At 61.7% G+C, this 21,468-nt stretch carries 16 protein-coding genes; 5 read left to right on the top strand and 11 right to left on the bottom strand.

Annotated features, from left to right (window positions below; genetic code table 11):
- Positions 1-48 precede the first annotated feature (48 nt).
- The 3 genes from serB (at position 49) to nadR (ending at position 3,871) form a co-directional block, all read left to right on the top strand.
- The gene (serB, locus tag C1Y42_RS13485; protein ID WP_021506809.1) at positions 49-1,026 is read left to right on the top strand and encodes a phosphoserine phosphatase; all 978 of its coding nucleotides are present in this window, start codon (positions 49-51) and stop codon (positions 1,024-1,026) included.
- A 13-nt stretch (positions 1,027-1,039) separates the two neighbouring features.
- On the top strand, positions 1,040-2,422 hold the full coding sequence (radA, locus tag C1Y42_RS13480) for a DNA repair protein RadA (RefSeq protein ID WP_021506810.1): 1,383 nt from the start codon (positions 1,040-1,042) through the stop codon (positions 2,420-2,422).
- Between the two features lie 222 nt (positions 2,423-2,644).
- Positions 2,645-3,871, top strand: coding sequence for a multifunctional transcriptional regulator/nicotinamide-nucleotide adenylyltransferase/ribosylnicotinamide kinase NadR (gene nadR, locus C1Y42_RS13475; protein WP_104093712.1), 1,227 nt, complete (start codon positions 2,645-2,647; stop codon positions 3,869-3,871).
- A 49-nt stretch (positions 3,872-3,920) separates the two neighbouring features.
- On the opposite strand, the gene ettA is transcribed toward nadR, so the two are convergent.
- From ettA to atzF, 10 genes are all read right to left on the bottom strand, one after another.
- On the bottom strand, positions 3,921-5,588 hold the full coding sequence (ettA, locus tag C1Y42_RS13470) for an energy-dependent translational throttle protein EttA (RefSeq protein WP_104093711.1): 1,668 nt from the start codon (positions 5,586-5,588) through the stop codon (positions 3,921-3,923).
- Between the two features lie 116 nt (positions 5,589-5,704).
- A complete protein-coding gene (gene deoR, locus C1Y42_RS13465) occupies positions 5,705-6,469 on the bottom strand; it encodes a DNA-binding transcriptional repressor DeoR (RefSeq protein ID WP_104093881.1) in 765 nt (254 codons plus the stop codon).
- Between the two features lie 113 nt (positions 6,470-6,582).
- Positions 6,583-7,281 carry an urea ABC transporter ATP-binding subunit UrtE gene (gene urtE, locus C1Y42_RS13460; RefSeq protein ID WP_104093710.1) on the bottom strand — a complete coding sequence of 233 codons (699 nt, stop codon included), beginning with the start codon at positions 7,279-7,281 and terminating at the stop codon, positions 6,583-6,585.
- A gap of 1 nt (position 7,282) precedes the next feature.
- Positions 7,283-8,074: an urea ABC transporter ATP-binding protein UrtD gene (gene urtD, locus C1Y42_RS13455; RefSeq protein WP_058771510.1), complete on the bottom strand. Its 792-nt coding sequence runs from the start codon at positions 8,072-8,074 to the stop codon at positions 7,283-7,285.
- On the bottom strand, positions 8,067-9,143 hold the full coding sequence (urtC, locus tag C1Y42_RS13450; protein WP_058757138.1) for an urea ABC transporter permease subunit UrtC: 1,077 nt from the start codon (positions 9,141-9,143) through the stop codon (positions 8,067-8,069). The genes urtD and urtC overlap by 8 nt, the downstream gene beginning before the upstream one ends.
- Positions 9,143-10,708, bottom strand: coding sequence for an urea ABC transporter permease subunit UrtB (gene urtB, locus C1Y42_RS13445; RefSeq protein ID WP_104093709.1), 1,566 nt, complete (start codon positions 10,706-10,708; stop codon positions 9,143-9,145). Before urtB ends, urtC begins: the two co-directional genes overlap by 1 nt.
- A gap of 286 nt (positions 10,709-10,994) precedes the next feature.
- A complete protein-coding gene (urtA, locus tag C1Y42_RS13435; RefSeq protein WP_104093880.1) occupies positions 10,995-12,263 on the bottom strand; it encodes an urea ABC transporter substrate-binding protein in 1,269 nt (422 codons plus the stop codon).
- Between the two features lie 30 nt (positions 12,264-12,293).
- Positions 12,294-12,995, bottom strand: a complete 702-nt coding sequence (locus C1Y42_RS13430; protein WP_104093707.1) for a GntR family transcriptional regulator — start codon at positions 12,993-12,995, stop codon at positions 12,294-12,296.
- Between the two features lie 9 nt (positions 12,996-13,004).
- Positions 13,005-16,622, bottom strand: a complete 3,618-nt coding sequence (uca, locus tag C1Y42_RS13425) for an urea carboxylase (RefSeq protein WP_104093706.1) — start codon at positions 16,620-16,622, stop codon at positions 13,005-13,007.
- Positions 16,623-16,624: 2 nt separating this feature from the next.
- On the bottom strand, positions 16,625-18,421 hold the full coding sequence (atzF, locus tag C1Y42_RS13420; protein ID WP_104093705.1) for an allophanate hydrolase: 1,797 nt from the start codon (positions 18,419-18,421) through the stop codon (positions 16,625-16,627).
- 256 nt (positions 18,422-18,677) lie between these two features.
- Here atzF and sltY point away from each other — a divergent pair, with 256 nt between their 5' ends.
- Together sltY and trpR are read left to right on the top strand one after the other, a co-directional pair.
- Positions 18,678-20,597, top strand: coding sequence for a murein transglycosylase (gene sltY, locus C1Y42_RS13415; protein WP_058771515.1), 1,920 nt, complete (start codon positions 18,678-18,680; stop codon positions 20,595-20,597).
- 43 nt (positions 20,598-20,640) lie between these two features.
- Positions 20,641-20,949 carry a trp operon repressor gene (gene trpR, locus C1Y42_RS13410; RefSeq protein ID WP_021508685.1) on the top strand — a complete coding sequence of 103 codons (309 nt, stop codon included), beginning with the start codon at positions 20,641-20,643 and terminating at the stop codon, positions 20,947-20,949.
- On the opposite strand, the gene yjjX is transcribed toward trpR, so the two are convergent.
- Positions 20,950-21,468 carry an inosine/xanthosine triphosphatase gene (gene yjjX, locus C1Y42_RS13405; RefSeq protein WP_104093704.1) on the bottom strand — a complete coding sequence of 173 codons (519 nt, stop codon included), beginning with the start codon at positions 21,466-21,468 and terminating at the stop codon, positions 20,950-20,952.

Below are 21,468 nucleotides of genomic sequence, written 5' to 3'. Positions count from 1 at the left end.
AGACAAGGTAGCCTCTTGCGTGGTTTTGTTGTCCCTACAGGAGCTGTAATGCCAAATCGTCTTACCTGGTGCGATCTGCCCGCCGATGTCTCTCTTTGGCCGGGTTTACCCCTTTCCCTGAGCGGTGATGAAGTGATGCCGCTGGATTACCGTGCCGGTCGGACTGGCTGGTTACTGTATGGGCGCGGGCTCGATAAACAAAAACTGACCGATTATCAGCATCAGCTGGGCGCGGCGATGGTGATCGTCAGCGCGTGGAATGTCGATGAGTATCAGGTAATCCGGCTGGCGGGCTCGCTGACACCGCGTGCCAGCAAGCTGGCGCATGAGGCTGGCTTTGATGTGGCGCCGCTTGGCAAAATTCCCCATCTGAAAACGCCAGGGCTGCTGGTAATGGACATGGATTCCACCGCCATCCAGATCGAGTGCATCGATGAGATCGCCAAACTGGCGGGCTGTGGCGAGCAGGTGGCGGAAGTGACGGAACGCGCGATGCGCGGCGAGCTGGATTTTAAAGCCAGCCTGCGCGAGCGCGTGGCGAAGCTGGCCGGCGCTGACGCCAACATCCTGAAGCAGGTGCGCGACACGCTGCCGCTGATGCCGGGCCTGACCACGCTGGTGCACAAGTTGCAGGCGCTGGGCTGGCAGGTGGCGATTGCCTCGGGCGGGTTCACCTTCTATGCCGATCACCTGCGGCAGACGCTGCATCTGGCCGCTGCGGTAGCCAACGAACTGGAAATGCGTGACGGTAAGCTGACCGGCGAAGTGCTGGGGCAAATCGTCGACGCGCAATTTAAAGCCGATACTCTGAACAGTCTGGCCCAGCGCTTTGACATCGCACCGGAACAAACCGTGGCGATAGGCGATGGTGCTAACGATCTGCCGATGATTAAAACCGCGGCGCTGGGTATCGCCTATCATGCTAAACCCAAAGTGAATGAGCAGACGGAAGTGATTATCCGCCACGCTGACCTGATGGGAGTGTTCTGCATTCTCACCGGCAGCCTGATTCACGAAGAGCGTTAACTGAGGATTTGATTTGGCCAAAGCGGCAAAACGCGCCTTCGTCTGTAACGAATGCGGCGCTGACTATCCGCGCTGGCAGGGGCAATGCAGCGCCTGTCACGCCTGGAATACCATTACCGAGGTGCGCATTGCCGCCTCGCCTGCGGCCGCGCGCAATGAGCGCCTGAGCGGCTATGCCGGTAGCGCCGGCACCAGCCGGGTGCAGAAGCTGTCGGAGATCAGTCTGGAAGCGCTGCCGCGTTTCTCGACCAGTTTTAAAGAGTTTGACCGCGTGCTGGGCGGTGGCGTGGTGCCGGGCAGCGCGATACTGATTGGCGGTAACCCTGGTGCCGGTAAATCGACGCTGCTGTTGCAGGTGATGTGTAAGCTGGCGGAAGGGATGAAAACCCTGTACGTCACCGGCGAAGAGTCGCTGCAACAGGTAGCGATGCGCGCCCATCGTCTGGGATTACCGACGGAAAACCTCAATATGCTGTCGGAAACCAGCATCGAGCAGATCTGCCTGATCGCCGAGCAGGAGCAGCCGAAGCTGATGGTGATCGACTCGATCCAGGTGATGCACATGGCGGAGATCCAGTCATCGCCGGGCAGCGTGGCGCAGGTGCGGGAAACCGCCGCTTACCTGACGCGCTTCGCCAAGACGCGCGGCGTGGCGATCATCATGGTCGGTCACGTCACCAAAGATGGCTCGCTGGCTGGTCCGAAGGTGCTGGAGCACTGTATCGACTGTTCGGTGCTGCTGGACGGCGATGCCGATTCGCGCTTCCGCACGCTGCGCAGCCACAAAAACCGCTTTGGTGCGGTGAATGAGCTGGGCGTCTTTGCCATGACCGAGCAGGGCATGCGCGAAGTCAGTAACCCGTCTGCTATCTTTTTGTCACGCGGCGATGAGATCACCTCCGGCAGTTCGGTAATGGTGGTCTGGGAGGGCACGCGCCCGCTGCTGGTTGAGATTCAGGCGCTGGTGGACCATTCGATGATGGGCAATCCGCGCCGCGTGGCGGTTGGGCTGGAGCAGAACCGTCTGGCGATTCTGCTGGCGGTGCTGCACCGCCACGGCGGCCTGCAGATGGCCGATCAGGATGTGTTTGTGAACGTGGTCGGCGGCGTCAAAGTCACCGAGACCAGTGCGGACCTGGCGCTGCTGCTGGCGATGGTGTCGAGCCTGCGCGATCGCCCGCTGCCGCAGGATCTGGTGATTTTTGGCGAAGTCGGGCTGGCCGGGGAGATTCGTCCGGTGCCGAGCGGCCAGGAGCGCATTTCCGAAGCGGCCAAGCACGGCTTTAAGCGCGCCATTGTGCCGGCAGGGAATGCGCCGAAGAAGGCGATTGACGGTATGAAGGTATATAGCGCGAAGAAACTGGCGGACGCGCTGGCGATTCTGGACGAGCTGTAAGGCGGTTGTTGGGGAGGGGGTTTGGCTTGTGGTTCCACCTTTGCCCTCACCCTAACCCTCTCCCGCTGGCGGGAGAGGGAACCGTTCGCAGGGGCGGGAAGTACGGTACCGATCTGTTGTTAACCGCTCTGTTCAGGATTTTCCCCCTCTCCCGCGGGCGGGAGAGGGCCGGGGTGAGGGCCCGCGCGCACCATCCCTCTAATTCCATGCAGGAGGCACTACATGTCATCGTTTGACTATCTGAAAACCGCGATTCGCCAGCAGGGACACACATTGCAGCAGGTGGCTGATGCCAGCGGGATGACCAAAGGCTATCTGAGCCAGTTGCTGAATGCCAAAATCAAAAGCCCGAGTGCGCAGAAGCTGGAAGCGTTGCACCGTTTTCTCGGGCTGGAATTTCCGCGCCGCGACAAAACCGTGGGCGTGGTGTTCGGGAAGTTCTATCCGCTGCACACCGGCCACATCTACCTGATCCAGCGCGCCTGTAGCCAGGTCGATGAGCTGCACATCATCATGGGCCATGACGATCCGCGCGATCGCGAGCTGTTTGAGAACAGCGCCATGTCGCAGCAGCCCACCATCAGCGATCGTCTGCGCTGGCTGCTGCAGACCTTCAAGTACCAGAAAAATATCCGCATCCATTCGTTCGACGAAGAGGGCATCGAGCCCTATCCGCACGGCTGGGATGTGTGGAGCGCCGGTGTGAAAACCTTCCTCGCGGAGCAGGGCATTGAGCCCGACTGCGTCTATACCAGCGAAGAACCGGATGCGCCGATGTATCAGCAGCATCTGGGCATTCCGGCAGTGGTGATCGATCCGCATCGATCGTTTATGAACATCAGCGGCAGCCAGATTCGTCAGGATCCGTTCCGCTACTGGGAATACATCCCTACTGAAGTGAAGCCGTTCTTCGTGCGCACCGTGGCGGTGCTCGGCGGTGAATCGAGCGGCAAATCGACGCTGGTTAACAAGCTGGCCAACATCTTTAACACCACCAGCGCGTGGGAGTATGGCCGCGATTATGTCTTCTCGCATCTCGGCGGCGACGAGATGGCGCTGCAATACTCCGACTACGACAAAATCGCGCTCGGCCAGGCGCAGTACATCGATTTCGCCGTCAAATACGCCAACAAAGTGGCGTTTATTGACACGGACTTCATCACCACCCAGGCGTTCTGCCTTAAGTATGAAGGACGCGAGCACCCGTTCGTGCAGGCGCTGATCGATGAGTACCGCTTTGACCTGGTGATTCTGCTGGAAAATAACGTGCCGTGGGTGGCCGACGGCCTGCGCAGCCTCGGCAGTTCGATGGATCGCCGCGAGTTCCAGTCGATGCTGGTCACCATGCTGCGTGAAAATCACATTGAATATGTGCACGTCAAAGAGGATGACTACGACACACGCTTCCTGCGCTGCGTCGAGCTGGTGAAGCAGATGCTGGGCAGCTAGCGCAGCACAACAAAAAAGGCGCCGCGGCGCCTTTTTGTTATCACAGCGATTACTTCGCCATGCGCTTGTACTTGATACGCTTCGGCTCCAGAGCTTCGGCGCCGAGGGTGCGTTTCTTGTACTCTTCGTACTCGGTAAAGTTACCTTCGAAGAACTCCACCTTACCTTCATCCTGATAGTCGATGATGTGGGTGGCGATACGGTCGAGGAACCAGCGGTCGTGCGAGATCACCATCGCGCAGCCCGGGAACTCCAGCAGGGCGTTTTCCAGTGCGCGCAGGGTTTCGATGTCCAGGTCGTTGGTTGGTTCGTCGAGCAGCAGCAGGTTGCCGCCCACCTGCAGCAGTTTCGCCAGGTGCAGACGGCCACGCTCACCGCCTGACAGTTCGCCGACGCGTTTGCCCTGATCGGTACCCTTGAAGTTAAAGCGACCGACATAAGCGCGGCTTGGCATCTCGGTATTGCCGATGCGCATGATGTCCTGACCGCCAGAAACTTCTTCCCACACGGTTTTGGAATTATCCATCGCATCGCGGAACTGATCGACCGACGCCAGCTTCACGGTTTCGCCCAGCTCGATGCTGCCGGAATCCGGCTGCTCCTGGCCTGACATCATGCGGAACAGCGTCGATTTACCGGCGCCGTTAGGACCGATGATGCCGACGATGGCGCCTTTCGGCAGCGAGAACGACAGATCATCAATCAGCACGCGATCGCCATACGCTTTGATCAGATTCTTCACTTCCAGCACTTTGTCGCCGAGGCGCGCGCCAGGTGGAATGAACAGTTCGTTGGTCTCGTTACGTTTCTGATAATCGGTGTTGTTGAGCTCTTCAAAGCGCGCCAGACGGGCTTTGCCCTTGGACTGACGGCCTTTCGCGCCCTGACGCACCCACTCCAGCTCTTTCTCGATCGATTTGCGACGTGCCGCTTCCTGAGAAGCCTCCTGCGCCAGACGCTGATCTTTCTGCTCCAGCCATGAGGAGTAGTTGCCTTCCCATGGAATCCCTTCACCACGGTCCAGCTCCAGAATCCAGCCGGCAACGTTATCGAGGAAGTAACGGTCGTGGGTGATAGCTACCACGGTGCCTTCGAAGTCGTGCAGGAAACGCTCCAGCCACGCGACGGATTCGGCATCCAGGTGGTTGGTCGGTTCGTCGAGCAGCAGCATGTCTGGCTTTTCCAGCAACAGACGGCACAGCGCGACGCGGCGGCGTTCACCACCGGACAGGTTCGCGATTTTGGCATCCCACTCCGGCAGACGCATGGCATCGGCAGCGCGGTTCAGCTGGGTTTCCAGGTTGTGCCCGTCGTGTGCCTGGATCACTTCTTCCAGACGGCCCTGCTCAGCGGCCAGCTTGTCGAAGTCGGCATCCGGATCGGCGTACAGCGCGTACACTTCGTCGAGACGCTTCAGCGCGCCAACCACTTCCGCGACGGCTTCTTCCACCGACTCACGCACGGTGTGTTCCGGGTTCAGCTGAGGTTCCTGCGGCAGATAGCCGACTTTGATGCCCGGCTGCGGGCGAGCTTCCCCTTCGATATCTTTATCAATGCCGGCCATGATGCGCAGCAGGGTCGATTTACCCGCGCCGTTCAGGCCGAGTACGCCAATTTTGGCGCCAGGGAAAAAGCTAAGGGAGATATTCTTCAGAATGTGACGCTTCGGCGGAACCACTTTGCCGACGCGATGCATGCTATAGACGAATTGAGCCACGTTGTGATGAGCCTCTTGGTCTGTAATGGGTGGAACGTCAGATGCTGAAGTTTAGCCGTTTTCACCCGGCAATCACAGCCGCATTGCGCGCAATCTTACGCAGCGGCGGAATAATGCTAACCGCAGTGCAGGGTGAGCCTGGCCGCCTGCAGCACGGCGAGCAGCGCGGGCGGAGGCGGGCTGTCGCTGACCAGCATATCAAACAGCGAGAAGTCGCCAATGCGCGCCGGCAGTACCTTGCCGTACTTGCTGCTGTCGCCGACCACGATTTTGGTCTGCGCCCGCTGCAGCGCCAGATGCTTGATGGGCAGTTCATTGAGGTTATAACAGGTGGCACCCTGCGCGGCGTCCATACCGGCGGCAGAGATAAAGGCTTTATTGGGGCAGAGCGCATCCAGCACCGTGACCTGCTCGAGCGGGGTAAACACGGCGTTATCGGCGTGGAATTCGCCGCCGCACAGAATCACCCGACAGCGCGGCTTCTCTTTTAACGCCAGAAAAGTGTTGATCGCGCTGCAGATGGCGGTGAAGGGTAGGTCGTTATCGATCGCTTCGATCACCAGCGGTAACGTGGTGCCGCAGTCGAAAAATACCGTGTCGTTGGCCTGTACCAGCGCGGCAGCCCGCTGTGCCAGCAGACGTTTCTTGCTGACGTTGAGGTTTTGCTGGTCGCTTACAAAATAGTGCGCCACGTTCTGCCGCGGGTCGCGCATCACATAGCCACCCAGCAGCACCACGCCCTGCGTCGCGCCGGTTAAATCGCGGCGGATGGTCATTTCTGACACGTCCAGCAGTTGCGCGGCCTGTTTTAAGTGCAGGGTGTCGCTGTGTTTCAGCGCCTGCGCCAGCTTATTGATTCGTTCGTCGCGGCGGGTTTCCATCAGTAACAGTTCGCTCAACCTTCGCTGCGGCCGGAATGGCCGGGTGGAGGGTAAACATAAGTTTTTTCTTGCAGATTAACAACCTGTCTTCTGCCTGCCCGCCCGCCGCGCGGCTAAATCGCCACCAGCCCGCGCACGCCCTCGCTCTCCATATTCGCCCCTGCGCCACGCTGCACAATTTCGCCGCGCGACATCACCAGATAGCTGTCGGCCAGTTCGGCGGCGAAATCATAAAACTGCTCAACCAGCAGGATCGCCATGTCACCGCGCTGCGCCAGCTGGCGGATCACCGCACCGATCTCTTTGATCACCGACGGCTGGATCCCTTCGGTCGGCTCATCGAGGATCAACAGCTGCGGCTGGCAGGCCAGCGCCCGGCCGATCGCCAGTTGCTGCTGCTGGCCGCCTGACAGATCGCCACCGCGCCGCGTTTTCATCTCGCGCAGCACCGGAAACAGCTGGTAGATCTCCTCCGGTACCCGGCTGGCCTGGCTGCCGGAGAAGCGCGCCAGTCCCATCAGCAGGTTCTCTTCCACCGTCAGACGCGGAAAAATTTCGCGCCCCTGTGGCACATAAGCGATACCGGCCTGCACGCGCTGGTGTGGCTTGCGCGTGTTAATCAGCTGGTTCTGCCAGCGAACCTCGCCGGATTTGACCGGAATCAGCCCCATCAGACACTTCAGCAGCGTGGTTTTGCCCACGCCGTTGCGCCCCAGCAGGCAGGTGATCTCGCCCGGGCGAGCCTCAAACGACAGACCGCGCAGGATATGGCTGCCGCCGTAAAATTGATGCAGTTCTGCTACCTGTAACATCTCAGCGCCCCAGATATACGTCGATAACCCGATCGTCCGCCTGTACCTCGCGCAGCGAGCCCTCAGCCAGCACCTGGCCCTGATGCAGCACCGTCACGTGGTCGGCAATGGTTTCCACAAAGCCCATGTCATGTTCCACCACCATCAGCGAGTGCTTGCCCGCCAGGCTGCGGAACAGCTCGGCGGTGTAGTCGGTTTCGGCATCGGTCATGCCAGCTGCCGGTTCGTCCAGCAGCAGCAGGTGCGGCTCCTGCACCAGCAGCATGCCGATTTCGAGAAACTGCTTCTGCCCGTGCGAAAGCAGACCCGCCTGCCGCTGGCGTTCGCCGCCGAGCCGCAGCAGTTTCAGTACCTCGTCGATGCGATCGCGCTGCTCACCGCTAAGCCGGGCGCGCAAGCTGGCCCACACCGATTTATCGTTTTTCAGCGCGATCTCGAGGTTTTCAAACACCGTCAGCGCTTCAAACACCGTGGGTTTCTGAAACTTGCGGCCAATGCCGGCACGGGCGATTTCGACCGGCGACAGCTGGCGCAGATCGGTATCCTGGTCGTAGATTACCTGGCCGCTGTCCGGCCGGGTTTTGCCGGTGATCACGTCCATCAGCGTGGTTTTTCCCGCGCCGTTCGGGCCGATCACGCAGCGCAACTCGCCGACGCCAATCTGCAATGACAGATCGGTCAGCGCGCGGAAGCCGTCAAACGAGACGTTGATGTTCTCCAGCAGCAGCACCGGATCGGTTTGCTGACGATGGCGATCCGCCGGGTGCGGTTGGGTAAACAGTTGCTCAGTCATGACGCCTCCGGCGCAGCAGGCCAATTACGCCACGCGGCAGGAACAGCGTGACCAGGATGAACATCAGGCCCAGGAAAAACAGCCAGTATTCCGGGAAGGCGACGGTGAACCAGCTTTTGGCACCGTTGACGATAGCCGCACCCAGCAGCGGGCCAATCAGCGTGCCGCGTCCACCGAGCGCCACCCAAATCGCCGCTTCAATCGAGTTGGTCGGCGACATTTCACTCGGGTTGATGATGCCGACCTGCGGCACATACAGCGCACCGGCCAGCCCGCACAGCACGGCGGAGAGCGTCCAGACGAACAGTTTGAAGCCTTTCGGATCGTAACCAATAAACATCAGACGGTTTTCTGCATCACGTACCGCCGTCAGCACGCGGCCAAACTTACTGCGCGCCAGGGCAAAGCCCAGCGCCAGGCTGAACAGCAGCAATAGCACGGTCGCGATAAACAGTGCGATACGCGTGCCGGTGGCGGTGACGCTGAAACCGAGCAGGGTGGTGAAACCGGTGAAGCCGTTGTTGCCGCCGAAGCCGGTTTCGTTGCGGAAAAACAGCAGCATGCCGGCGTACGTCAGCGCCTGCGTCATGATGGAAAAATAGACACCTTTGATTCTGGAGCGGAAGGCGAAGAAGCCAAACAGCAGAGCCAGCAGGCCTGGCACCAGCACAATCAGGCACAGCGCCCAGAGAAAGTGCTGGCTGCCGGCCCAGAACCACGGCAGCTCATTCCACGACAGAAACGACATAAACGCCGGCAAACCGCTGCCTGCGGCCTGGCGCATCAGGTACATGCCCATGGCATAGCCGCCGAGGGCAAAAAACAGCCCGTGGCCGAGCGACAGCAGCCCGGCGTAGCCCCACACCAGATCCAGCGCCACCGCGACAATCGCATAGCAGAGGATTTTGCCCACCAGCGTCAGCGTATAGGTGGAGATCGCCAGCGGATGGCTGGCGGGCAGCAGGGCGCAGAACGGCAGCACCAGCAGCAGCGCGGTCACGATGACGCCGAGAATCAGGCTCAGGCGCGGCGCTTTGCGCACCGCGCGTAAGGTCAGTGGCTGGCTCATCAGTCAATCACCCTCCCTTTAACGGCAAACAGACCCTGGGGACGTTTCTGGATAAACAGCACAATCAGCACGAGGATCAGGATTTTGCCGAGCACCGCGCCAATCTGCGGCTCCAGCACTTTGTTGAGGATGCCGAGACCAAAAGCCGCCACCACGGTGCCGGCCAGCTGACCGACGCCGCCGAGCACCACCACGAGGAATGAGTCGATGATGTAGCCCTGACCCAGTTCCGGTCCGACGTTGCCCAGCTGCGACAGCGCGACGCCGCCGAGTCCGGCAATGCCGGAACCGAGTCCAAACGCCAGCATGTCGATGCGCCCGGTCGGCACGCCGCAGCAGTCGGCCATGGCGCGGTTCTGCGTGACCGCCCGCACATTCAGCCCCAGCCGGGTTTTATTCAGCAGCAGCCAGGTGAGCGCCAGCACCGCGATGACAAACAGGATCACCGCGATGCGGTTATACGGCAGCACCAGATTTGGCAGCAGCTGCCAGCCGCCGGACAGCCAGCCCGGGTTGGCCACTTCGAGGTTCTGCGCGCCAAACAGCATGCGCACCAGCTGAATCAGCATCAGGCTGATGCCCCAGGTGGCGAGCAGCGTCTCCAGCGGACGACCGTATAAGTGGCGGATGATGGTGCGTTCCAGCAGCATGCCCATCACGGCGGTGACGGCGAAGGCCACCGGCAGCGCCAGCAGCGGGTACCACGCCAGCCACTGCGGTGCAAACTGCTGGAACAGATTCTGCAGCAGCCAGGTGGCGTAGGCGCCGAGCATCAGCATCTCGCCGTGCGCCATGTTGATCACCCCCAGCAGGCCGTAGGTGATTGCCAGGCCGAGCGCGGCCAGCAGCAGAATGGAACCGAGCGACAGCCCGGTAAACGCCTGGCCGAGCCAATCGCCCCACATCAGGCGCTGCCTGATGTGCTGCAGGCTGGCGGCCGCCGCGGCGCGCACCTGCGCATCGGGTTCGTTGCTGGCCTGGGTTAAGCGCGTCAGGCTGGCCTGCATTGCCGGATCGCCCGATTCACCCAGCAGCGTGACCGCTTTCAGGCGCAGCGCGGCGTCCGGGCTGGCGAGCTGCAGATTCGCGGCGGCCATCGCCAGCACCGCGCGTACTTTGCTGTCCTGTTCGGCGGCAAGGCGCTGTTCAATCAGCGGCAGCTGGTCAGGCGCGGCATCGTTTTGTAACTGCTGCGCTGCGCGCAGGCGAGTCGCCGCATCGTCACTCACCAGCTGGTGGGCGGCGAGGGCGCTGGCAATCAGCACGCGCAGCCGGTTGTTCATGAAGAGTTTTTTGGTTTCGCCGTCCGGCTGCCGGGCGCTGTCGAGCGGCAGAAGCTGGTCAGCCTGCTTGCTGAACGGCTGTTTGTTCTGGTCGATAACCACGCTTTCATTGCGCAGCGCCTGCAGCAGCGGCAAGCGGCTGGTCTGCGGCGCCGCAGCCCACTGCTGCAGCAATGTCGCCTGCTGCGTGCGGCTGGCGGCGGCGAAGTCAGCGCCATCACCGGCCTGCGCCAGCCACGGCAGCAGTAACAGCAGGCAGCTGAGAATACGGCGGAGTGTCATGGTGATCATCCTGTTATGGTTAGGTTGGGTGCGGTGTGGCCCTCACCGGAGATAAGGCGTTGTCTGGCCCTCACCCTAACCCTCTCCCGCAAGCGGGAGAGGGAACCGATCGAGCGAGTGAAGAGCGCCTCACTCACATGCAGCAGCTCTTCACTCCCATGCAGCAGCGCCTCACTCACATGCAGCAGTGTCTCCCTCTCCCCCTGGGAGAGGGCCGGGGTGAGGGCCAGCGGGCCATAGGGCCATAGGGCCATAGGGCCATAGGGCGAGGGCCATCAGCCTCCCCTTACTGCGCCGACTTCACCGGATAGTCCGGCTTCTTATCATTCCCGGCGATGTACGGGCTCCACGGCTGGGCGCGTACCGGCTGTTCGGTCTGCCACACCACGTTGAACTGGCCGTTCTCCTCCACTTCACCAATCATGACCGGCTTGTGCAGATGGTGGTTGGTTTTGTCCATGGTCAGCGTAAATCCGTCCGGTGCTTTAAACGTCTGTCCGGCCATTGCGGCGCGCACTTTATCCACATCGGTGGTGCCGGCTTTCTCTACCGCCTGCGCCCACATGTGCAGACCAACGTAGGTGGCTTCCATCGGATCGTTGGTCACTACGGTGTTGGCGTTCGGCAGGTTGTGCGCTTTGGCGTAAGCGCGGTAGTCGGCCACGAACTTCGCATTAGTCGGGTTATCCACTGACTCAAAGTAGTTCCACGCCGCCAGCTGACCGACCAGCGGTTTGGTGTCGATGCCGCGCAGCTCTTCTTCCCCCACCGAGAAGGCGATCACCGGAATGTCGGTTGCTTTAATGCCCTGGTTCGCCAGCTCTTTGTAGAACGGTACGTTGGAATCACCGTTGATGGTGGAGATCACCGCGGTTTTGCCACCGGCGGAGAATTTTTTGATATTGGACACGATGGTCTGGTAATCGCTGTAACCAAACGGCGTGTACACCTCTTCGATATCCTTATCCTGCACGCCTTTGCTATGCAGGAAGGCGCGCAGAATCTTGTTAGTGGTGCGCGGATAGACGTAGTCGGTGCCGAGCAGGAAGAAGCGTTTGGCGCTGCCGCCATCTTCGCTCATCAGATATTGCACCGCCGGGATCGCCTGCTGGTTCGGCGCGGCGCCGGTGTAGAACACGTTCGGCGACATCTCTTCGCCTTCGTACTGCACCGGATAGAACAGCAGGCCGTTCAGCTCTTCAAACACCGGCAGCACCGATTTGCGCGAGACCGACGTCCAGCAGCCAAACACCACCGCCACTTTGTCCTGAGTCAGCAGCTGGCGCGCTTTTTCGGCGAACAGCGGCCAGTTAGAGGCCGGATCGACCACCACCGGTTCCAGCTTCTTGCCCAGCACACCGCCTTTGGCGTTGATCTCATCGATGGTCATCAGCGCCACATCTTTCAGCGGCGTTTCGGAAATCGCCATGGTGCCGGACAGCGAATGCATAATGCCGACTTTGATGGTGTCTGCCGCCTGTGCGGTAAAGGCGAAGCCCATGCTGGCAACGGTAGCGGAGAGCGCGAAAGCTTTAAGCAACGAACGTCGTTTCATCATTTAAACCCCTAACTGTGTTATCTGTTGTTATTCAATGGGTTGAAGCCGAGCCTGCTGTAACATATGCAATGTAATCTTCCTGACCTCGGCCTTACTGACGGCAATGTGGTCGGTTAAAATGCGCTGTGCCTCCTCGGTGTGTTGCTGAAAAATCGCCCGTAAGATCTGAGCGTGCTCGCGGTACGTGGCATCGACCCGGTCATCCCGCGTGAAGTCGAGACGGCGAATGATGCGGATTTTTTCTGTCAGCTCGGCGTGGATGCGCGCCATCTCCTGATTGCCCGCCGCCGCCACCAGCGCCATGTGAAACGCTTCGTCGTGCGCTGATACCGCTTTGCCATCTTCCAGCCGGGCATCGTCGATCCAGAAGGTTTTCAGCGCGGTCAGGGTTTCCGCGCAGGCCAGCGGCGGCAGCGCGCACAGGCGGCGCACCGCTTCGCGTTCCAGCACGGTGCGGAAGTCGTACAGCTCCTCGAAGTAGGCGAAATCGAACGGCCGTACCTGCCAGCCGCTGCGAAACCACACCTCGACGTAGCCTTCGCGCTCCAGCCAGAACAGCGCCTGACGCACCGGTGTGCGGCTCACCGCCAGCCGATCGGCGATTTCGTTTTCGCTGAAGCGGTCACCCGGCATCAGACGGAATTCAAAGATGTCCTGCTTCAGCGCCTGATAAACCTTTTCGGCCAGCGCTTCGGGACGGCCTTTGCTGCGGGGCGCGCTACTGTTCATACCTGCTCCTTAAGCCAGCCACAGCAGGGTATCGCCCGGACTTACCGGACGGCCCGCCTGGCAGGCAATGCGTTTCACCGTGCCGGCCTGCGGCGCGACAATCGCCAGCTCCATCTTCATCGCTTCCACGATGATCAGCGTCTGACCGGCCTGCACCGTATCGCCCGGCGCAACCAGCACTTTCCAGATGTTGCCGTTCATGTCTGCACACACCGCCAGCGCATCGTCCTCTGCGTCGGTGACCACCAGCGTCTCTTCACTGGTGAGCGGCGCTTCCTGCTCTTCCTGCGCCCACAGCGTGACTTCCTGCTCAAACGCCGCGGCCTGACGTTCACGGAAAGCACTGATTTCCGGCGCGTTGTCGGTGAGGAATTGCTGATGGGCCGCGAAATCAAACTCGCTGTGTTCGATGCGGATGCGGGCACGACCGGCGCGGAAATCGTCGCGCAGCTGCGTCAGTTCCGCTTCGCTCACCGGATAGAAACGCACCTGATCGAAGAAGCGCAGCAGCCAGGGTTCGCCGGCGGCAAACTGATCGTTTTGCAGGAACTTATTCCAGATAGGCAGCGTGCGCCCCACCAGCTGATAGCCGCCCGGTGAATCCATGCCGTAGATGCACATGTACATGCCGCCAATGCCCACCGTGCCTTCGGCGGTAAAGGTGCGCGCCGGGCTGTATTTGGAACTCAGCAGGCGATGGCGCGGATCGATCGGCACCGCGCACGGCGCGCCGAGATAGACATCGCCGAGACCGAGAATCAGATAGCTGGCGGCAAACAGGGTGTCGCGTACCGCTTCGCGGCTCGCCAGTCCATTGATGCGCTGAATGAAGTCAACGTTATTCGGCAGCCACGGCGCGCTGGCGCGAACCGTCTCTTTGTAACGCTCCACCGCGCCGAGCGTGGCGCTGTCTTCAAACGCCATCGGCAGCCAGACGATGCGCGACGGCACTTTCAGCGCGCTGACGTCGCCCAGTCTGGCTTCCAGCTCCAGCAGCAGCGTCATCAGCTGCTGCTGACCGATCACCAGGCTGTCATAGCGCACCTGCAGCGAGCGCACGCCGGGCGACAGCTCTTCGATGCCGGGCTCTGCGCGCTGGCGCAGCGCCTGCATCAGCAGGTGTACGCGCAGGCGCAGCGCCAGATCCAGCACGTTATCGCCGTACTCAATCAGCACATATTTGTCGCCCGCCTGGCGGTAGACCGCAGCAGGCGTGGTGGCGGTTGCCGGCAGCGCCGCTAACAGGGTGGCAGAACCGATGTCGCTCGCTGCCAGTGACGGCACCGCGAAGGCCGGTGCGTGCTGGCTGCGCAGCGTGGTTACGCTGTGCGCCTGGGCTTTCTCCAGCGCGACCGCTTCGTCGGCGCTGATCGGGTGGAAGCGGATACGATCGCCCGGTTTGACCTGGCCGACTTTCCACAGCTCGGCTTTGGCGATGGTGACCGGGCAGACGAAGCCACCAAGGCTTGGGCCGTCGTGCGTCAGGATCACCGGGAAGTCACCGGTAAAGTTCACCGCGCCGATGGCGTATTCGCAGTCGTGTACGTTAGACGGATGCAGCCCGGCTTCACCGCCGTTAGCGCGCGTCCAGCTGGGTTTAGGCCCGACCAGACGGACGCCCAGCCGGTTGGAGTTGTAATGCACCTGCCAGTCGCTGGCAAAGAACTCATCGATGGCAGCCTGGGTGAAGAAATCCGGTGCGCCGTGCGGGCCGTACAGCACGCCAATGCGCCATTCGCTGCCGTAGTGCGGCACCAGCGCGCGATCCAGCGCTTCGGGGTCGCTGACCGGGGCTGGCGTGGTGCAGGCGGCGAGCGCTGGCTGGGAGATCGGCAGCATGTCGGCGACGCGCAACGTGCGTCCGGCGTGGCCGCCAAACTGGCCCAGCGAGAAGGTGGCGCGGCTGCCAAGATACTCCGGCACATCGAAACCATTACGCACCGCTAAATAGGTGCGGCAGCCGCTCTGCGCGCGGCCCAGCGTCAGGGTTTGTCCGGCTTTCACCGCCACCGGCTGCCAGTAGTCGACCGCGCTGCCGTCGAGATCGGCCGGACAGTCGGCACCGGTCAGCGCAATCAGTGCATCGCTGTGGAAACGCAGCGTCGGGCCCTGCAGGGTGAACTCCAGCCCGGCGGCGCTGGCGTGGTTGCCGACGATACGGTTGGCCAGGCGGAAGGCGAAGTCATCCATCGGGCCGGACGGCGGCACGCCGATGTCCCAGTAGCCCAGGCGGCCGGGAAAGTCCTGAATGCTGCTGAACGTCCCCGGCTGCAGCACTTCGATGACGCTGGCCGCCGGCGTAAAGCCGTCAAGGAAGCGCGTCCAGACGTTGCCGCTGCGGAAGGCGTCGGTCGCCACGATCTGACGCAGATAATCGAGATTGGTGGCGATGCCGTGCAGTTGGGTAGCGTCGAGCGCCCGCTGCAGCTTCGCCAGCGCGGCGTCGCGCGTTTCGCCATGCACGATCAGTTTGGCTACCATCGGATCGTAAAACGCCGTCACTTCGCTGCCGGTCTCGATCCAGCCGTCGACGCGCACCCCCGGCGGGAAGCTGACGTGGGTTAACACGCCCGGGCTCGGCTGGAAGTTTTTCAGCGGATCTTCGGCGTACAGCCGCACCTCAATTGATGCGCCGTGCGGTGCCTGCTGCAGACGATCCCAGTCGATGGCATCGTCCGCCGCCACCTGCAGCATGCACTCCACCAGGTCAAGGCCGGTGACGCACTCGGTCACCGGATGCTCCACCTGCAGGCGGGTGTTCACTTCGAGGAAATAAAACGCGTCCTGCGCGGCGTCATAGATGTACTCCACGGTGCCGGCGCTGCGGTAATTGACCAGCTCGCCCAGCCGCACCGCTGAAGCCAGTAGCGCTTCGCGCGTGGCCTGCGGCAGATTAGGGGCCGGCGTCTCTTCCACCACCTTCTGATTGCGGCGCTGCAGCGAACAGTCGCGTTCGCCCAGCGCAATCACCTTGCCCTTGCCGTCGCCAAAAATCTGCACTTCCACATGACGCGCACGATCGATGCAGCGTTCAAGAAACACGCCGGCATCGCTGAAAAACTGCTCGCCCAGACGGCGCACGCTCTCCCACGCGTTTTCCAGTGCCGTGGCGTCAGCGCAGCGGGTCAGACCGATGCCGCCGCCGCCGGCGGTGCTTTTCAGCATCACCGGATAGCCGATATCTTCCGCCGCGCTGAGTGCGTCCTGCAGCGAACTGAGCAGCGGCGTGCCCGGCGTCATCGGCACGCCGGCGCTGGCGGCCAGCTCACGGGCGCGATGCTTGAGACCAAATTCGCCAATCTGCTGCGCGGTCGGGCCGACAAACGCGATGCCGGCCTCTTCGCAGGCGGCGGCGAACGGCAGGCTCTCGGAGAGAAAACCGTAGCCGGGCCAGATGGCCTGCGCGCCGCTTTGCTGCGCAGCGGCCAGAATTTTGTCGATGCGCAGATAGCTGTCGCTGGCTTTGTCACCGCCAAGGGCGATAGCCACATCGGCTTCGGTAACGTGACGCGCATTGCGGTCGGCATCCGAATAGACCGCCACGCTGGTTACGCCGAGGCGCTTCAGGGTGCGGATGGCACGACAGGCGATTTCGCCACGGTTAGCAATCAGAACGGTGCTGAACATGATTAGTGATTCCCCTGTGACGTCAGCCAGTTGCGCCAGCCGCCGAATTCAGTGATTTCCAGCGCCTGCGTCAGCGCTGCCGGTTCGCAGATAAAGCCTTTCACGATGCGTCCATCCGCCAGCGTCAGCGAACCAATGCCGAGCGGCGCCGGGATTTCCGCGACGAATTCGCCAAAGCGCGCCAGCGGGATGTCCCACAGTTCGACGGTGATGGCGGCACCGCTGTCGCCGCGCAGCAGGCCGGGCTTTTTGATCGGGCCGTCGAGCAGGGCGAACAGGCGATAGTGGCTGGCGGTTTGCGTCTCTTCGACCCACACCGCCTGACGCGTGGTGAGCTGGAAATTCAGCGGCATGCCGGTGAGATGGGCACCGACCACCGCCACGCGCACGTGGTCAGGCGACGGCGGCAGCGCGGCGGGCTGCGGCGGCAGCGCTTTGCCGGTGGCCCCGAGCGGCAGCGCCAGCTGCTGCTGCCAGCGCAGGCCAAACGTCGCCAGCGCGCGGTCGTGCCACGCCGGGGCGATCAGCGTGATGCCCGCAGGCAGCCCATCGGCGCGGAACGGGCCAGGTAGCGCCAGCGCGCTGAGGTCGGCCAGGTTCGTGAAGTTGGTATAGGTGCCGAACTGCGAGTTGTAGTGCACCGGCTCCTGCTGCATCTCTTCCAGCGTATGGATGGTGGGCGAGGTCGGCACTACCAGCGCATCGAACCGGGCCAGCGTCTGCTGGATCTGGCGCGTCAGTTCGGCACGCAGGTATTCGGCCTGATACGCCTCGACGGCGCTGTACTGGCGGCCGCTGCTGACGATGCCGTACACCACCGGATCCATCTCTTCCGGGCGGTCGAGCATCTCGCCGACCGCCACGGTGCGCTCGGCCACCCACGGGCCGTAATAGAGCTGCTCTGCCAGCTGATGGAAAGGGGCGAAGTCGATAGGGTGCAGCGTCGCACCGCTCGCCGTGAGCTGCTCCAGCGCGCTGAGCCACGCCGCTTCCGCCTGCTGGTCACCGTAAAACTGCGGCGCGGCAGGGATCGCCAGCGAGGGTTGCGGCTGGAAACTGGCCGGTGCGCTGCGTAGCGACTGGCGCGCATAGGCGTCACCGGCGTCGTAGCCGCCCGCGATGCTGGCGACGCTAAAGGCATCGGCAACCGTCAGGGCGAACACCGAGATGGTGTCATTGAGACGGCAGGCCGGTACCACGCCGCTGGCCGAGAACCAGCCTTTGGTCGGCTTCAGTCCGACGATATTGTTAAAACCTGCCGGCACGCGGCCGGAGCCGGCGGTATCGGTGCCGAGCGAGAAGCCGACCAGGCCGCGCGCCAGCACTGACGCGGAGCCGGAGCTGGAGCCGCCGCTGACGTAGGCCGGATTAAAGGTGTTGCTCACCGCGCCATACGGCGAGCGGGTGCCAACCAGACCGGTCGCGTACTGATCGAGGTTGGTTTTACCGATGACGATAGCGCCTGCCGCTTTCAGCCTGGCCACCACGAAGGCATCGGCCGCCGCCTGATACGTCAGCGCCGGGCAGGCGGCGGTGGTCGGCCAGCCTGCCACGTCGATGTTGTCTTTGACGGCAAACGGCACGCCAAACAGCGGCAGCGCGGCCGGATTGCGCTGATACGCCGCCAGCAGCGGTTCAACCTGCGCCAGTAGCTGGGCCGGCGAAGCGAGGTACAGCCAGGCATTATCCTGGTTATCGAGTGCGTCGAGATGTGCGGCCAGCAGTGCAGGGATCTGCTGTGCATCCTGCTGTGCGCAACGTTGCCAATCCTGAAGCGTAAAACCGAAGGTCGATGCCATGAGTGAATTCCAGCTGGTATACAAGATGGCATTCAACAGAGCAAAGCACGTGCCAGAGTTGTAACTGAATGAAAACACGTAGCTATTTGATGGGTAATAAGTTTTTCTAATGATTATTTGCACAATTGCGGCGCAGACGCTGAACAATCACGGTGCGCCTGGGTAAATTTTGTGAAGAACGTGGCAAGAGCCGGTTGGCCTGGTTAGCATGAAGGGAGTCCGGCATAAGCTGGAGCGCAGCAATGAGGAGAGCGGAGTGGAGAAGTGGCGTAACTGGATGATAGGGATCTGTCTGGTCAGCACGGCCGGCAGCGTGTGGGCCGATTCGCTGGATCAGCAACGACAGCGCTATGCGCAAATCAAACAGGCCTGGGACAACAAACAGATGGACCAGGTTGAGCAGCTGATGCCAACGCTGCAGGATTATCCGCTCTATCCGTACCTGCAGTACCGCCTGCTGGCGCAGGATCTCGATCAGGAGACCGGGCTGGCGGTGAAAAACTTTATACAGCAGTATCCGACGCTGCCGCCGGCGCGCTCGCTGCAGACGCGCTTTGTTAACGTGCTGGCGCACCGCCAGGACTGGCCGGGCGTGCTCAGCTTCAGCCCGGATGAGCCGAAGCCGGTGCAGGCGCGCTGTAACTGGTACTACGCCAAATGGGCGACTGGCCAGCAACAGGCGGCGTTTGACGGGGCCAAAGCCATCTGGCTGCGCGGGACCGCGTTACCGAACGACTGCGACAAGCTGTTCTCGGTGTGGCAGGCCTCAGGGCAGCTGTCGCCGATCACCATCCTCGAACGTATCCGGCTGGCGATGAAAGCCGGCAACGACAGCCTGGTTAATTACCTGGCGAAAATGCTGCCGGCGGATTACCAAACCACCGCCAGCGCGCTGATTGCGCTGCAGCAGAATCCCCAGACCGTCACCACCTTTGCCAGCACCCTCGGCCCGACCGATTTTACCCGCATGGCCACCAGCTACGCCTTTGCCCGCGTGGCGCGTCAGGATATGGACAACGCGCGCATGATGATCCCGCAGCTGGTTCAGGCGCAGAAGATGAGTCCGGCGGAAGAGCAGGATCTGAAAGAGACGGTGGTGTGGCGCATGATGGGTGCCGATCTCACCTCGGAGCAGGCGCGCTGGCGCGATGCGGTGGTGATGAACAGCGAATCCACCGCGCTGATTGAGCGGCGCGTGCGGCTGGCGCTGAGTGAAAACGACCGTCGCGGCCTGAACACCTGGATTGCCCGTCTGCCGGTGGAAGCCAAAGAGAAAGATGAGTGGCAATACTGGCAGGCCGATTTACTGATGGCGCAGGGGCGCAAAGAGGAAGCGGAAGAGATTCTGCGTAAGCTGATGCAGCAGCGCGGTTTCTATCCGATGGTGGCGGCACAGCGTCTGGGCGTCGAGTATCCGCTGCAGGTGGATCAGGCCCCGGCGGCGGACAATAGCGTGGTGCAGGGGCCGGAGATGGCGCGCGTGCGCGAGCTGATGTACTGGGGGCTGGATAACCTGGCGCGCAGCGAGTGGGCCAACCTGATCAGCAGCAAAACTCATACCCAGCAGCAGATGCTGGCGCGCTACGCCAATGAACAGGACTGGTGGGATCTCAGCGTGCAGGCCACCATCACCGCGAAAATGTGGGACAGCCTGAAAGAGCGTTTCCCGCTGGCGTGGCGCAATCTGTATCAGCAATACACCAGCGATAAAGGCATCACGCCAAGCTACGCCATGGCGATCTCTCGTCAGGAGAGTGCGTGGAACCCGAAAGCGCGCTCACCGGTTGGCGCCAGTGGCCTGATGCAGGTGATGCCGGGCACCGCCAGCCATACCGTGAAGATGTACAACATTCCGGGTTACGTTAACAGCAGCCAGCTGCTCGATCCGCAGACCAATATTCAGATTGGTACGCAGTATCTGGAGTATGTCTATCAGCAGTTTGGTCAGAACCGCATCTTCTCTTCTGCCGCCTATAATGCCGGCCCGGGGCGGGTGCGCAGCTGGCTGAATACCAGCGGCGGCAAACTGGATGCGGTGGCGTTTATCGAAACCATTCCCTTCTCGGAAACCCGCGGCTACGTGAAAAACGTGCTGGCCTACGATGCCTATTACCGCTACTTCATGGGCAAGCCGGATAAGATTCTCGCCGACGGTGAGTGGAATCGCCGTTACTGACTGTGTTATGCTTCCGTACTCGTTAATGAGTACGGAAGCCTTCATGAGCCAACCCCTTTCCCCGCAGCCGGTTGAAGACAACTGGCTGCGTTTCATCGACCTGATGCACAACGCGTTTTCCGATGACGTAGCGCTGCCCTTGCTGCAGCTGATGATGACGCCGGATGAGCGCGAAGCCTTAGGCACGCGCCTGCGCATTATCGAAGCGTTGATCAACGGTGATATCAGTCAGCGCGAGCTGAAAAACGAATTGGGCGTCGGGATTGCCACCATCACCCGCGGATCCAATAGTCTGAAAGAGGCGCCGCCCGAGCTGAAACGCTGGCTGGAAGCGCGCCTCGGGCGCAGCTGATTACTGCTGATACAGCGGGTGAGTGAATGGACAGAGCGCCAGAATCAGGGCCTGATGATAGACACTGGAGCGGCTCAGCAGGCCGTGGGTGAAGGCGCCAATCGCACCGCCCTTGTGTTTGATATTCTCCACGCCGGTTAAGCGCGCCATTTCGTCACCGAGCTCATGCCCGGCAGCCAGACCGGCCATCACCACCGGCGGCAGTGTAAAGCTGGCAGAGCGGGATTCACCGCGCTGCTGCGCATTCTCCACCACCATCCAGGCAAAGGCGCAGTCGCCTTCGATGCCCGCTTCAATCGCCACCCAGTAATCCGCCTGTGGCCGCACATCACGCGCGTTCGCCACACGCTGGCGTGCGCCAGTTCGCGTTTCGGCATCGCTTAAGGGTTGCGCGGCGACGCCGCTCTCGACCTCGACCCCTTCAATATGGCAGGATCCTTCGCCGAAAACGTCGTTGAACGCCTGAGCAATTGCGCGGATTTTTGCCGGATTGATGGTGGCTGCGACAACATGGTACAT

The sequence above is a fragment of the Pantoea sp. ICBG 985 genome (genome assembly GCF_002928365.1).
Taxonomy (GTDB): domain Bacteria; phylum Pseudomonadota; class Gammaproteobacteria; order Enterobacterales; family Enterobacteriaceae; genus Pantoea; species Pantoea dispersa.
This window is presented reverse-complemented; position numbering and strand designations above follow the sequence as displayed.

What these genes read in the sequence shown, in the direction of transcription:
- serB (WP_021506809.1), top strand. Translation starts at nt 49, where the DNA reads ATGCCAAATCGTCTTACCTGGTGCGATCTGCCCGCCGATGTCTCTCTT.
- yjjX (WP_104093704.1), bottom strand. Translation starts at nt 21,468, where the DNA reads ATGTACCATGTTGTCGCAGCCACCATCAATCCGGCAAAAATCCGCGCA.
- C1Y42_RS13430 (WP_104093707.1), bottom strand. Translation starts at nt 12,995, where the DNA reads ATGAACAGTAGCGCGCCCCGCAGCAAAGGCCGTCCCGAAGCGCTGGCC.
- urtD (WP_058771510.1), bottom strand. Translation starts at nt 8,074, where the DNA reads ATGACTGAGCAACTGTTTACCCAACCGCACCCGGCGGATCGCCATCGT.
- urtB (WP_104093709.1), bottom strand. Translation starts at nt 10,708, where the DNA reads ATGACACTCCGCCGTATTCTCAGCTGCCTGCTGTTACTGCTGCCGTGG.
- atzF (WP_104093705.1), bottom strand. Translation starts at nt 18,421, where the DNA reads ATGGCATCGACCTTCGGTTTTACGCTTCAGGATTGGCAACGTTGCGCA.
- urtC (WP_058757138.1), bottom strand. Translation starts at nt 9,143, where the DNA reads ATGAGCCAGCCACTGACCTTACGCGCGGTGCGCAAAGCGCCGCGCCTG.
- urtE (WP_104093710.1), bottom strand. Translation starts at nt 7,281, where the DNA reads ATGTTACAGGTAGCAGAACTGCATCAATTTTACGGCGGCAGCCATATC.
- trpR (WP_021508685.1), top strand. Translation starts at nt 20,641, where the DNA reads ATGAGCCAACCCCTTTCCCCGCAGCCGGTTGAAGACAACTGGCTGCGT.
- urtA (WP_104093880.1), bottom strand. Translation starts at nt 12,263, where the DNA reads ATGAAACGACGTTCGTTGCTTAAAGCTTTCGCGCTCTCCGCTACCGTT.
- uca (WP_104093706.1), bottom strand. Translation starts at nt 16,622, where the DNA reads ATGTTCAGCACCGTTCTGATTGCTAACCGTGGCGAAATCGCCTGTCGT.
- deoR (WP_104093881.1), bottom strand. Translation starts at nt 6,469, where the DNA reads ATGGAAACCCGCCGCGACGAACGAATCAATAAGCTGGCGCAGGCGCTG.
- nadR (WP_104093712.1), top strand. Translation starts at nt 2,645, where the DNA reads ATGTCATCGTTTGACTATCTGAAAACCGCGATTCGCCAGCAGGGACAC.